The sequence below is a fragment of the Chlamydiota bacterium genome (assembly GCA_012729785.1).
Classification (GTDB): Bacteria; Auribacterota; Tritonobacteria; order UBA1439; family UBA1439; genus UBA1439.
In genome coordinates this window covers 53,711-66,172 of record JAAYCL010000031.1, presented here as the reverse complement: position 1 = coordinate 66,172, position 12,462 = coordinate 53,711, and the positions used below count along the sequence as shown (strand labels likewise).

General features: G+C 71.4%; 12 protein-coding genes. 1 reads left to right on the top strand and 11 read right to left on the bottom strand.

The annotated features are described in order from the left end of the window. Nucleotides 1-287: 287 nt before the first annotated feature. From bioD to GXY35_07215, 11 genes are all read right to left on the bottom strand, one after another. Nucleotides 288-1,022, bottom strand: coding sequence for a dethiobiotin synthase (gene bioD / locus GXY35_07265; GenBank protein ID NLW94372.1), 735 nt, complete (start codon nt 1,020-1,022; stop codon nt 288-290). A gap of 151 nt (nt 1,023-1,173) precedes the next feature. After that, nucleotides 1,174-2,466, bottom strand: a complete 1,293-nt coding sequence (bioA, locus tag GXY35_07260; GenBank protein NLW94371.1) for an adenosylmethionine--8-amino-7-oxononanoate transaminase — start codon at nt 2,464-2,466, stop codon at nt 1,174-1,176. A 172-nt stretch (nt 2,467-2,638) separates the two neighbouring features. Continuing rightward, nucleotides 2,639-3,817 carry an 8-amino-7-oxononanoate synthase gene (gene bioF, locus GXY35_07255; protein ID NLW94370.1) on the bottom strand — a complete coding sequence of 393 codons (1,179 nt, stop codon included), beginning with the start codon at nt 3,815-3,817 and terminating at the stop codon, nt 2,639-2,641. Between the two features lie 5 nt (nt 3,818-3,822). Continuing rightward, nucleotides 3,823-4,560, bottom strand: a complete 738-nt coding sequence (locus GXY35_07250) for an SDR family NAD(P)-dependent oxidoreductase (GenBank protein ID NLW94369.1) — start codon at nt 4,558-4,560, stop codon at nt 3,823-3,825. Nucleotides 4,561-4,701: 141 nt separating this feature from the next. Next, complete coding sequence (gene bioB / locus GXY35_07245) at nt 4,702-5,685, bottom strand: biotin synthase BioB (GenBank protein ID NLW94368.1); 984 nt, start codon at nt 5,683-5,685, stop codon at nt 4,702-4,704. A 212-nt stretch (nt 5,686-5,897) separates the two neighbouring features. Further along, on the bottom strand, nt 5,898-6,326 hold the full coding sequence (locus GXY35_07240) for a hypothetical protein (protein ID NLW94367.1): 429 nt from the start codon (nt 6,324-6,326) through the stop codon (nt 5,898-5,900). After that, nucleotides 6,323-6,487, bottom strand: a complete 165-nt coding sequence (locus GXY35_07235; protein ID NLW94366.1) for a hypothetical protein — start codon at nt 6,485-6,487, stop codon at nt 6,323-6,325. The genes GXY35_07240 and GXY35_07235 overlap by 4 nt, the downstream gene beginning before the upstream one ends. A gap of 96 nt (nt 6,488-6,583) precedes the next feature. After that, nucleotides 6,584-7,681 (bottom strand): glycosyltransferase family 4 protein, encoded by a 1,098-nt coding sequence (locus GXY35_07230; protein NLW94365.1) that lies wholly within the window; start codon nt 7,679-7,681, stop codon nt 6,584-6,586. Next, nucleotides 7,678-8,676, bottom strand: coding sequence for a glycosyltransferase family 2 protein (locus tag GXY35_07225; GenBank protein ID NLW94364.1), 999 nt, complete (start codon nt 8,674-8,676; stop codon nt 7,678-7,680). Before GXY35_07225 ends, GXY35_07230 begins: the two co-directional genes overlap by 4 nt. Further along, nucleotides 8,673-10,082 carry a glycosyltransferase family 4 protein gene (locus GXY35_07220; GenBank protein ID NLW94363.1) on the bottom strand — a complete coding sequence of 470 codons (1,410 nt, stop codon included), beginning with the start codon at nt 10,080-10,082 and terminating at the stop codon, nt 8,673-8,675. Before GXY35_07220 ends, GXY35_07225 begins: the two co-directional genes overlap by 4 nt. Before the next feature lie 49 nt (nt 10,083-10,131). Beyond that, nucleotides 10,132-11,079: a glycosyltransferase gene (locus GXY35_07215; GenBank protein NLW94362.1), complete on the bottom strand. Its 948-nt coding sequence runs from the start codon at nt 11,077-11,079 to the stop codon at nt 10,132-10,134. 113 nt (nt 11,080-11,192) lie between these two features. Here GXY35_07215 and GXY35_07210 point away from each other — a divergent pair, with 113 nt between their 5' ends. Continuing rightward, nucleotides 11,193-12,461, top strand: coding sequence for an AmpG family muropeptide MFS transporter (locus GXY35_07210; GenBank protein NLW94361.1), 1,269 nt, complete (start codon nt 11,193-11,195; stop codon nt 12,459-12,461). Nucleotide 12,462 lies beyond the last annotated feature (1 nt).

The following is a 12,462-nucleotide window of genomic DNA, read 5'->3' as shown; positions in this document are numbered from 1 at the left end:
GTTGTCACGCCGTAGAGCGCGGCCAAGTCGGAATCGACAATAACTTTGCGACCGCGAATGGAAAGGATCAAGGATTCTACCGCAGGAATGCCGATCAACCGGGGTTCTGAAGTCACAATAACCGCTCCTCCCGATTGCTTCATGCAATAGAGCCGACTGCCTTGAACAGATAATGAACCGTATAATGTCGATGTCAAGCATCATTTTAAGCAGCATCATTTTAAGCAGCTTCATTCGTATATAGGGGATGCCAGATTGGACTCTTAAAGAAGCTGGAGGCGACGCCGTCAGATTCGCGAGATCAACGCATCCGCGATCGGGGCGACGGCGGCGAGGAGGCGGTCCCATGAATCCGGCGCGACGGGATCTGCTCCGCCCCGGGGGATCGAGCCGAGGAACGGCGCCTCGCAGAGCTCTCCGATGCAGGCGGCGTTATCCGCGGACAGGCCCTCTCCCTCCGCGGCTTGCTCCACGGACCGTTCGCGCGCGTCCCGTACGCCCTGTCGGGGGGGAGGGGCATCGCACCGGCAGGAGTTGAAGACGAATCCCGCCACCGGGATGTCGCGTGCGCGCGCGTGGAGAACGGTGAGGGCGGTGTGGTTGATCGTGCCGAGGCCGGGGCGGGCGACGACGAGGAGCGGGAGTTTCCAGCGGAGGGCAAGGTCGGCGACGGTGAACCGCCCCTCGAGCGGCACGAGGAGGCCGCCGACGCCCTCGACGAGGAGGACGTCATACCGCCGCGACATCTCCTCGAACGCCGCGTCGAGCGCCGGAAGGTCCAGCGCCCTCCCCTCCTTTCGCGCGGCGACGGACGGCGCGAGCGGCGCCCGGTAGCGGACCGGGTTGACGAGCTCCGGCGGATCGAGCGGGCCGAGCGCGCGTTCGAACAGCATCGCATCGGGCGACACGAGGCCGCGATCGGTCTGCACGCAGCCGCTCGACACGGGCTTCATCACTCCGGCGTTCACCCCGCGCCGCCGAAGGCACGCGGCTAAAAGGGCGGTGACGACCGTTTTCCCCACGCCTGTGTCCGTACCGGTTATAAGAACCCTTACCACTAATCAATCCTCCCCGTCAATCTCCCCAGGGCACACTTAAGTGTGCCCTGGGGGTGTGGATACGTGCCGTTTTCTGTGGATAACTCGGCGGTGCGGCGTCCGGGAAGCACCCATCTCACTCCGTCTCCTCGCGGATGCAGCGCTCGACCACTCCGCACAGGAATTCGAGCTCGCGGCGCGAGATGGAGAGCGGGGGGAGTATCACGATGACGTCCCCGAGCGGGCGGATCATGACCCCGTGGTCGCGCGCCCGCATGCAGACGCGGTGGCCGACGCGCGCGGCGTAGGCGTACTCCCGTTTCGTGCGCCGGGAGCGCACGAGTTCGATCCCCGCCATGAAGCCGCACTGCCGTACATCGCCGACGTGCGGGAGGAGGGCGATCCGCCGGAGCAAGCGCGCGAGCAAAGCGATCTTGGGCTGCACACGCTCCAGCACGCGCTCCTTCTCGAACAGATCGAGGTTGGCCAGGGCGGCGGCGCAGGCGAGGGCGTTCCCGGTGTACGAGTGGCCGTGAAAGAAGGTCTTCTTCAGGCGGAACGGCGCGAGGAAGCCGTCGTGGATCCGCCGCGTCGCGAGCGTGGCGGCGAGCGGCAGGTAGCCGCCCGTGATCCCCTTCGCCACGGCGAGGAGGTCCGGCGTCACCCCCTCCCGTTCGCAGGCGAAGATCGTCCCCGTGCGCCCGAACCCGGTCGCGACCTCGTCGGCGATGAGCAGGACGTCGTGCGCGCGGCAGAGCTCCGCGATCGCGGCGAGGTGCCCGTCCGGCGCGACGATCATCCCTCCCGCGGCCTGCACGAGCGGCTCGATGATGAGCGCCGCGATCTCCTTCCCGCGCCGTTCGAGGAGTCGGGCGAGGGCCGAGAGACACTCGCGCCCGCACGAGGCGCGCCGCTTCCCGAGCGGGCAGCGGTAGCAGTAGAACGACGGCCCCTCCACCGTCCGGAAGAGGAGGGGGCCGTAGACCTTGTGGAAGAGGCCGATCCCCCCGACGCTCACCGCCCCGAGCGTGTCGCCGTGGTAGGCGTTGGGGAGACGGACGAACTTTCTTTTCCCCCTCCAGCGCCCGCCGCGGTTCTGCCAGTACTGGAAGGCGAGCTTCAGGGCGACCTCGACCGCCGTCGAGCCGTCGTCGGAGAAGAAGACCTTCTCGATGCCGGAAGGGGCGATCCGGACCAGCCGCTCGGCGAGCTCCGCGGACGGCGCGCCCCCCAGCCCCAGAAGGGTCGAGTGCGCGACCTTCCCGAGCTGCCGCACAATCGCACGGTCGATCTCCCGTTTCCGGTGCCCGTGGATGTTGACCCAGAGCGAGGAGACCCCGTCGAGGTACCGCCGCCCGTTCGTGTCCTCCAGCCAGCAGCCCCTCGCCGCTTGTATCACCGGCTGCTCCTCCCGCACCCAGTCCCGCATCTGCGTGAACGGGTGCCAGACGAAACGGCGGTCCTTCTCCCCCGCCGCGGCGCGCGATCGGTTCTTCACGGCTCCCCTCCCCTGCGGCACGGCGCGTTTCCCCGATTTCTGATCCGGGGGATGTCTCCCCCACTCCCCCCTCCCACTCGCGGGGATGAGAGAGGGAAGCGCGTCAGACCCCCGCACGCCCCGATCCTTCCCCCGCGATGACGCGAAACGCCTCGATCACCCGGTCGATGTCCGCGTCCGTGTGCGCGGCGGTGACGCTCAGCCGGATGCGGCTCGACCCCTTCGGCACGGTCGGTGGCCGAATGGCGGGGGCGAGGATGCCGCCCAGGAGAAGCTCCCGCGAGATTCGGGCCGCGGCCTCCGCCTCCCCGACGCGCACCGGCACGATCTGGAACGCGCTCCCCATCGTGTCGAACCCGAGCGCGGCGAGCCCCTCCCGCAGGCGCCCCGCGCGGGCGAGGACGTCGCGCCGCAGGTGGGGCTGCTCCCGCACGATCCTCAACGCCGCGAGCGCCGCGGCGCACGCGGCCGTCGGCGGGGCGGTGGTGTAGACGAAGCTCCGCGCCCGGTGCCGCAGGAAATCCACGAGCGCCGCCGAGCCCGCCACGAACCCCCCGATCCCCCCGAGCGCCTTGCTGAGCGTCCCCATCGAGATCTCCACCGCCTCCTCCACGCCTTGAAGCTCCGCCCCGCCGCGCCCATCCGGGCCGAGGACGCCGGTGGCGTGCGCCTCGTCCACCATCAGCCAGGCGTCGTACCGTCGCGCGGCGGCGGCTATCTCGCGAAGCGGGGCGAGGTCCCCGTCCATGCTGAACAGGCTGTCCGTGGCCACGATCGTCCTGCGCGAGCTTCGCCCCGCGGCCAGGAGGCGGGCGAGCTTCGCGACGCCGCCGTGCGGGTAGACCCTGACGGAGGCGCCCGAGAGGCGGGCGCCGTCCACGATGCTCGCGTGGTCGAGCTTGTCGAGGATCACGGTGTCGCCCGCACCGGCGAGCGCCGCGATGGTCCCGACGTTCGCGGCGTACCCCGAGGGGAAGAGGAGCGCCGCCTCCGCGCGCTTGAACGAGGCGAGCGCCTCCTCGAGCTCGCGGTGAAGCCGCATCGTCCCCGAGACGAGGCGCGAGGCGCCGCTCCCCCAGCCGTACCGGGCGATCGCCTCCCGGGCGGCCTCCCGCACCGCCGGATGCGCCGCGAGGCCGAGGTAGTCGTTCGAGCAGAGGCAGAGGAGCTCTCGCCCGTCGAGCTCGACGCGCGGCCCCTGCGCCCCCTCCACGAGCCGCGTCTCGCGGTAGAGCCCCGCCGCGCGCAGCGCCTCGAGTTCCAAGGAGAGTTCTGTCTCCATCCCGCTCAACTCCACCGGTGGATCCTCCCGTCGAGCGTGAAGAGTTGTCCCGAGACCCCCTCCGTTTCGGCGAGGTTGACGATGAACCGCGCCGCCTCGTGCGGGTCCGCGTGCCGGCCGAAAACGCTCTCGGCGCGGGCGCGCTCTTGCGCCTCCTCCGAGGCCGACCTCCCCATCTCCGTGGGCATGAACCCGGGGACGACGGCGTTGGCGCGGATGCCGGAGGGGCCCAGCTCCCGCGCGGCGCTGAGGATGAAGCCGACGAGCGCCGCCTTCGAGGCCGCGTACGCGCTCTCCCCCTTACCGCCGGAGAGGCCGATCCGCGATCCGACGGCGATCAGGTGCCCGGATCCACGCCGGAGCATCGCCGCCGCCGCCTCACGCACGCAGAGAAAAACGCCTTTGAGGTTCGTGGCGAGCACCGCGTCCCAGTCGGCCTCGCGCGTCGATACGCAGAGCGCCTCGTGCGCGATCCCCGCGTTGGCCACGAGGGCGTCCAGCCGCCCCCAGCGCCGGACGATTTCCACCGTCATCGCCGCGACCTCCCCCGCGGACGCGACGTCGGCGCGCCAGGCGAACGCCTCCCCCCCCGCCCCGGCGATCTCCGCGACGACGCGTTCCGCCGCCTCGCGCGAAACGCGGTAGTTCACCGCCGCGCGCCAGCCCGCCCGGGCGAACGCCGCGGCGGTCGCCGCCCCGAGCCCGCGCGACGCCCCCGTCACCAGCACGACCTTCTTTCTCATGATGGACGCCGCCGAGGAGGGCGCGGAGGAAGAGGTCATCTGTTCGCTGCGGATTGACAAGCCCCTACAGGCATCCGCAAAGATCCGCGATACTCCGCGGCTAAAAGATGACTCTTCCCCTACTCCCTCCGCAGCTCCTACCTAGACGGCCCGCTCGACCTCCAGTCCGAGGCGTTCGAGCATCCGCCTGTCGTCGCCGATGCCCCGCCCCCTGGTGGTGAGGTAGTCCCCGACCATCATCCCGTTCGCCCCCGCCGCGAAGATCCTCTCCTGCGCCTGCCCGAGCGCGAGCTCCCTCCCCCCCGCGACCCTGATCTCGGCGCGCGGGAGGACGAAGCGGAACAAGGCGATGATCCGCAGCGCTTCGGGCGGCCGGAGCGGACGCCTCTTTTCGAGCGGCGTGCCTTCGACGGGCATCAGGAAATTGACCGGGACCGATTCGACCCCGAGTTCCCGCAGGGCGAGGGCGAGGTCCACCCGGTCTTCCCACGTCTCCCCGAGGCCGAAGATCCCGCCCGCGCAGACCTCGAGCCCCGCCCGTTTCGCCGTCCGCACCGTCCGCACGCGGTCCTCCCATAGGTGCGTGGCGCAGATCGAGGGGAAGAAGCGCGCGGACGTCTCGAGATTGTGGTGGTAGCGCGCGAGGCCCGCGGCCCGGAGCGCCCGCGCATCCTCCTCCCGGAGCGCGCCGAGGGAGGCGCAGGGGCTGACCGGGCCGTTGTGCCGTATCGCCCTGACCGCCCCGCGAACCCGCGCCGCGTCTTCGCGGCCCGCCGCGCGGCCGCTGGTGACGATCCCGAAACGAAAGGCGCCCATGCCGCGCGCCTTCCGCGCCGCCTCGAGGAGCGTTTTCGCGCTCCGCATCGGATGCACCGGCGTGCGCGCCGCGTGCCGCGTCGACTGCGCGCAGAACGCGCAATCCTCCGCGCAGAGGCCCGCGCGCGCGTTCACGATCGCGCAGAGGGAGACGCGGTCCCCGAACCGCTCCCGGCGGAGCGCGTCCGCCCCCCGCATGAGGTCGGCGAGGGGCGCCTTCGCGAGCCGGAGCGCCGCGAGGCGGGAGATCTTTCTCCCCGCGCGTATCGCCGCGAGCGCGTGTGAGACGGTTCCGTCCGTGGAAGGCATTTGTCAACCATTATCCATCCCCGGGTTGACAATGAACACAAAAAAAACGCCCCCCCTGTGCATCCTCTTGTCTAGGCGATTGAAAAGTGCGCGCATCCATCCCGCCGGGGGAGGACAGGCGCGTCAATTCACACGGGCGGGGCCGCTTCCCGATCCGCGGCCGGCCCGCACGGAGATCATGGCATTGCCGCCCCTCCGAATCCTCCGAAGGGTCATCTCGGCGCGAAGCCGCGCTGTTCCCCGTCCCACCTGAATCTTCGTACGAGCAACACGCCGACCGCCGCCGCCGCGACGATCGAGACCGCCATCTTCATCCGCCGCCAGCGGCCGACATGCACCGCCTCCGCCTCGATCCAGCCGCCGCGGCGGAATTTCCCCCGCACGCCCACGTAGGTCCCCGGCCGCGCGTTCCGTGCGATCCCCCTGACCGGCACCTCCCTGCCGCGCCACCTGAGCGTGAAGCCGTCGTCCGTGACCCGGCCGATGACCGACTCCCGGGGCGCGTACACGACCGCCCCGTCGAACGCGCCGGGATCCGCGAGGCACTCGTCGAGCGTGGGCCCCGGCGCGTACAGACCGCCGTACGCGCAGAGCAGCGCGACGAGGGCGAGCAGCGCGAATGCCGCCGTACGGCGCGTCATTTCTTTTTCGTGGCCATCGGGGAGCCGCAGCAGACGATATCACACGTGTCCACGCAGCCGCACACCTCGTCGACGACCACGCCGATGCCGCACACGCCGCACGAGAACCGCGTCCCCTTCTTCGCGGCCACCGCGGCCTTCTTCCCGGTTTTCGCCTTCATCGCTTTCTTCTCTCCGTGCCCCATCTCACCGCGGCGAGGATCCGCCGCGATGCCCTGCTACCGTACGCGGAGGCGAGGCCGGACGGCGTCGGCGGCTCACCCCCTCGTGCCCGGAAGCTTTGCGAGCGCCGCCGCGAGATCGCCCGCGAGGCGCTCCCAGGTGTGCGATTCGGCGAGCGCGCGGAGGCCTTCGCCGCGCCCGCCGCACGCCTCGCGAAGCTTCACCGCCAGATCCCCGGCGTCGCCGGGGCGCGCCAGCCACGGGTACGCCGGGCCGAACAGATCCCGCACCGGTTCGAGGGCGGTCGCGGCGACCGGGACCCCGCAGGCGGCCGCCTCGAGCGCCTTGAGCGGGAAGCAGCAGTCGGTGTAGTCGTTGGACGGGTTCGGCACGGCGACGGCGTCGCAGGCGTTGATGCAGGCGGGGATCAGGTCGTGCGCGACGAGGCCGAGGTCGTGCACCCCCTCCCCCTCGACGGGGGTCCCGCCGCGCCGGTGCCCCGCGAGGAGCACAATGGCCGGGAACCCCGCGCGGCGGAGGATCCGGTGCGCCTCGAGGAGGAGGTCGATCCCCTTGTAGCCGGAGAGGAACCCGAAGTAGCCGACCACGGGAGCGGACGGCGGGAGGCCGAATCTCTCCCGGCACGCCCGCCGGTCCATCGGCTTGAACCTCTCGATGTCCACCCCGTTCCCCACGACGCCCACCCGTTCCCGCCGCACCGGGGCGATCCGCCTCCGGAGCGCGTCGGTCACGCAGATGACGAAATCGGCCCTCCGCAGAAGCCGCCGGTCGAGCAGCCGGAAGCCGGGGATCCGGTGGATGGCGTAGGTTTCGTAGTTGTCCATCAGGTCGTAGACGAGCGGGACGCCCGCGGTCCGGCAGGGCCGGTCCGCGAGCAGGGCGAAGAGCGGGTCGCCCTCGGCGACGAGAAGGTCGGCGCCGCGCTCCTCCAGCTCCCGCGACACCTCCCGGCGGAAGGAGAAGAAGCGACGCGGCGAGAGCGGCCGAACCCTGAGCGGGATGCCGTCCTTGTGGATGTCGAACGACGCCTTCTCGGTGTAGTCGCCGAGAAGGAAGCGCACCTCGTGGCCGTGCGCGCGGAGGGCGGCGAAGAGACAGTACGGCCGCCCGACATTCTCGCGGGCGATATCCTTCGCCGAGGTGTAGCGCTTGGTGAGAACGAGCAGCTTCATGGCACCGGCCCCGTTGCGGGTCCGCCCGGATGCGCGGACGGGGAGGTCCGCGCCGCTTCGCCTCCATCCAAGGCGCACGCCGCCCCCTCCCGCGGCCCCCGTGCAATCCTGTGTTGTAGGTTCCACGAGACGGCGCGCCGAAGCGCCCCGATGCAGTCCCACCGTCCGCGGAGGGCGAAGCAGGCGGCGGGCTTGACGAGCTTCACGGCGGCGAACCAGGGGAGGAAGAGGAGGGCGAACGCCGCCCAGTTCAGATGCTTCCGGGCGTAGATGAGCCGCCCCCGGGTGAGGTAGTAGACGTAGTCGGGGCTTCGGGCGTCGAGCGTCGCCGCGCCGCGGTGCCGCACCAGCGCCCGCGGGGCGTAGCGTATCCTGAAGCCCGCCTCGCGCGCGCGGCGGCACAGGTCGAGCTCCTCCGAGTAGCAGAAGAACCTCTCGTCGAAGAGCCCGACCTCCTCGAGGAGGCGCCGGGAGAAGAGGATCGCGCAGCCGGGCGCCGCGTTCAGGTCGCGCGCGCGGTCGTACTGCCCCCGGTCCCTCCTCCCCTCCCCGACCGGGATCCCCTGAGCGAGGAGGTGGAGGTTCCGGTACCCCGCGTACTGGATGACCCCGGGGCGGCGCGCGTCGTGCACCTTGGGGCTCGTAATCCCCGCCCCTGAACGGCGCGCCTCCCCGACGAGCGCCTCGACCGCGCCGGGGTCGACCGTGCAGTCGTTGTTGAGGACGAAGACGAACGCCGCCCCGCCGTCGAGCGCGGCCCGGATCCCGGCGTTGTTGCCGCCCGCGTAGCCGAGGTTGCGGGGGGTTTGGAGCAGGCGCAGGGCGGGAAACGCGCGCCGGATCCGTTCCGCGGAACCGTCGCCGGAGTTGTTGTCGACGACGATGATCTCCGGGGCGCCCCCCTCCGACAGGAGAAGCGAGCGCACGCAGTCGATCGTCTCGTCGGGGCGGCGGTAGTTGAGCACCACCGCCGCGACGCCGCCCGGCGCGGTCATCGCCCACCCCCGTCCGGGCCCTTCGCCGCCTCTTTGGCGAGGAGGCGCGCGTACAGCTCCTCGTACCGGCGCGCGTTTTCCCCGATGCCGATCGGGAAACGGGGCAGGTTGTTCCTGAGTTCGCGGAGGAGGGCCGGCCGCCCGCACAGCTCCCCGATCTTCTCCGCGAGCGCCCGGCGGTCTCCCGGCGGGAAGGTGAGCCCGTCGACGCCGTCCCGCACGCTGTCGAGGAGCGCGCCGACGCGGGAGGCGAGCACCGGAACGCCGGCGGCCCACGCCTCCCAGAGGACGAGGTTGAACGTCTCGTGCCAGAGGGCGGGGATCGCGAGGATGTCCACGCCCGCGAGGATGCCGGGCAGCTGTTCCGGCCCGTACATTCCGAAAACGGCCGCCTGCCCCTTCGGGAGGCGCCCGGCGGCCTTCCTGAAGTAGCGTTCGAAGCGGGCGGGGTACGCCCTCCCGTGCAGGACGAGGCGGACCTTCGACGGCGGGTGCCGGCGCACCGCGGCGAGCAGGTCGACGACGCCCTTGTGCGGCATGATCGTGCCCGCGTAGCCGATGACGAGGGGGCGCGAACCGTCGTACGGCGGCAGGCCGCCGCCCGCGGGGGGACGCGGGGCGGGGGGCGCGCCGTGGGGGATGACGGTGATCTTCTCCGCGGGGATCCCGATGGAGGCGTAGATCTCGCGGGCGCGCGGCGAGGGGGCGACGAGCGCGTCCGCATCCGCGAGCGCGCCGAGCAGCCTGTGGCACCGCTCTTCGAGACGCAGGTGGAGACGGCGCGACCTCCCGCGGAAGAGGATCGGCTGGAGGAAGGCGAGCGCGGCGAGGCACGCCCGCTCCCCTGGGATGCGCCCCGTGTACCCGGAGAGCTGCCGGGACCGCTCCAGCGCCGCCGCGCCGAGGGCGGCGAGCGCGCCGCGCGCGCAGTGGCGGGCGCAGTTCCTCCCTCCGTCGGGTCCGGGGCAGCGCCTCCCGTCGGGCCGGAGGAGCTGCACCCGCACGCAGGCGTACCAGTAGTCGTGCAGGGAGATCACAAGCGGGACCCCGCGGCTTCGCACGATGCCGGGGATCCCCCAGGAGGTCCCCGCGAGGTGCTGGACGTGCACGAGGTCGGGCCGCTCCGCGTCCATCATCTGCGCGAAAAGCTCCTCGACGCGCGGGTGGTGCTCGAAGCAGCCGCGCTTCTCGAGCCGCGTGAAGTTGTTGACGACGCGGACCACCGGGATCCCGTCGAGCGCGCCCCGCAGCACCGTGTACTCCGGCCAGCCCGGGCGCTCCTCGCGCGCGAGGACCGAGACGCCGTGCCCGCGCTCCTTCAGGGCGGCGCAGAGCCGCCGGGCGCACAGCTCGGTCCCCGCCACGGCGGTCGGCGGGTAGCCGTTGACCACGAACAGTATCTTCATCGCGTTGGCGGGCCCCCGTTCCGCCGGCCTCCCGTCCCCCCCGCGGCGGCTACCGCCGCTGCAGCGTACGCTGGCGCGACAGCGCCCCGCGCAGGCGGGCGGGGAGCGAATCCGAGTGCTCCCCGAGCCAGCGCCCGAGCACGCAGGCGGCGTGGTACGGAACGCTGTAGAGGAGCCGGGGCGCCGGCAGCCTCTTCCGCCGGGCGTAGCGGAGATCGTCCCTCACCGCCACGAGGGCGGTCTTGAGCGATTGCCCCGCCGCGATCCTCGGGGCGAGGCGCGCCTGCCGGACGAAACGCCCGTAGTCGTAATGCTGCCGGAGCTGCTCGCGGAGCGGGTAGTCGTGGCTGTGGATCACGGCCGAGGACGGCTCGTAGACGAGCGCGTAGCCGGCCAGGAGCACCCGCTCCGCCCAGTCGACGTCCTCCCCGAACTCGACGTGCCGGAACGGGAACCGCTCCCAGACCTCCCGCCGCAGGCAGGAGCTCGTGTTGGCGAAGTAGACGTAGTGCGGCTTCCGGCGCTCGAGCTCCTCCGGGGAACCGACGCGTTTGACGATCCGCTCGAGCCCGCCCCCCTGGGGCCACCCCTCCTCGAGCTGGCGCCTGAGCGGGAGCGAACAGCCGGGGTGCGGGACGTGCCGGCTGAACGAGCCCGCGACCGCCGGGTCTTTGCGCAGCGGCGAGAGCAGGCCGGCGAGCCACGCGGCGTCGGCCGGCAGGGCGTCCTGCGTCAGGTAGACGAGGAACCTTCCGCGCGACTCCCGGGCGCCGAGGTTCCTGGTCTCGCCGTGGTTGAACTCCTCCGGCCGTATCGAGACGACCCTGACCGGGTATCGCGCGGCCACGGAGAGGGTGTCGTCGGCGGAACCCGAGTCGATCAGGAGCACCTCGGGGACCGGCGCACCCTCCTGGGAGAAGACGCGGCCGAGCTGCGCGTCCAGGTAACGGGCCGCGTTCTTCACGGGAATGATCACCGACACGCCGCCGTCGCCCATCTCCCCGCCTCCCCCGGGCGGACCCCCGCCGCGCGGCGCAAGTATACGGCCTGCCCCCACCTGTTTCAAGAACGAACGGGGAAGGGGGGCGACTATGCTATAGTGTCCGCGCCATGGATCCCGTTCCATCCGCCCCGCGGCGTTCGCCCTGGGTCTGGGTCCCGACGGCGTACTTCGCCGAGGGGGTCCCGTATGTCGTCGTCAATACCGTCTCGATCGCCCTCTACAAGACGATGGGGATCCCGAACCGCCTCAACGCCTTGGCGACCAGCCTCCTCTACCTCCCGTGGGTCGTCAAGATGCTCTGGGCGCCGCTCGTGGACACGCGCCTCACCAAGCGGAGGTGGATCGTCGGCACGCAGCTCCTCCTCGCCGCCGGCTTCTGCGGCGCGGCGCTCGCCCTGCGGTCGCCGTTCTTCTTCGCCCTCTCCATCGCCGTCTTCGCCCTGATCGCCTTCGCCTCCGCCACGCACGACATCGCCGTGGATGGGTTCTACATGCTCGGCCTCGCCCGGAGGGAACAGGCGTTCTTCGCGGGGGTCCGCAGCACCGCCTACCGGATCGCGATGCTCTTCGCCTCGGGCGGCCTCGTCGTGTTCGCCGGGCGCATCGAGCGGATGACGGGGACCGTGTCCCTCGGATGGATCGCCGCCCTCGCCGCGGCGGGCGCCCTGTTCGTCGCCCTCGCCGTCTTCCACGCCTGGTACCTCCCCCGCCCCGCGGCGGACAGACGCGGGGCGCCCGGCGACGCCGGGGCGTTCATCGCCGTCTTCCGCTCGTACCTCGCCCAGCCGCGCGTCGCGGCGGTGCTCGCCTTCATCCTCCTGTACCGGCTCGGGGAGGCGATGCTCGTCAAGATGACGGGACCGTTCCTCCTCGACGCGCCCGCGCGCGGCGGCCTCGGTCTTTCCACGGAACAGTACGGCCTCATCTACGGAACGGCGGGGACCTGCAGCCTCCTCGCCGGGGGCGTGCTGGGGGGCCTGCTGATCGCCCGATTCAGCTTCCGGCGCTGCATCTGGCCGATGGCGCTCGCCCTCAATCTCCCCGACCTCGGCTACGTTTACCTCGCCGCGGCGAGGCCGTCCCTCCCCCGGGTCTTCGGGCTCGTGGCGCTGGAGCAGTTCGGCTACGGCCTCGGCTTCACCGGTTTCACCGTCTTCCTGATGTACGCCGCGCGCGAGCCGTTCAAGACCGCGCACTACGCCATCTCCACCGGCCTGATGGCGCTCGGGATGATGCTCCCGGGCGCGGCGAGCGGCTTCCTGCAGGAGCGGCTCGGCTACCCCGCCTTCTTCGTCCTCGTCTGCCTGCTCACGCTGCCGGGGATGGCCTCCCTCCTCTTCATCCCCGGCGTTGAACATTCACACGAAAACGGGTAGT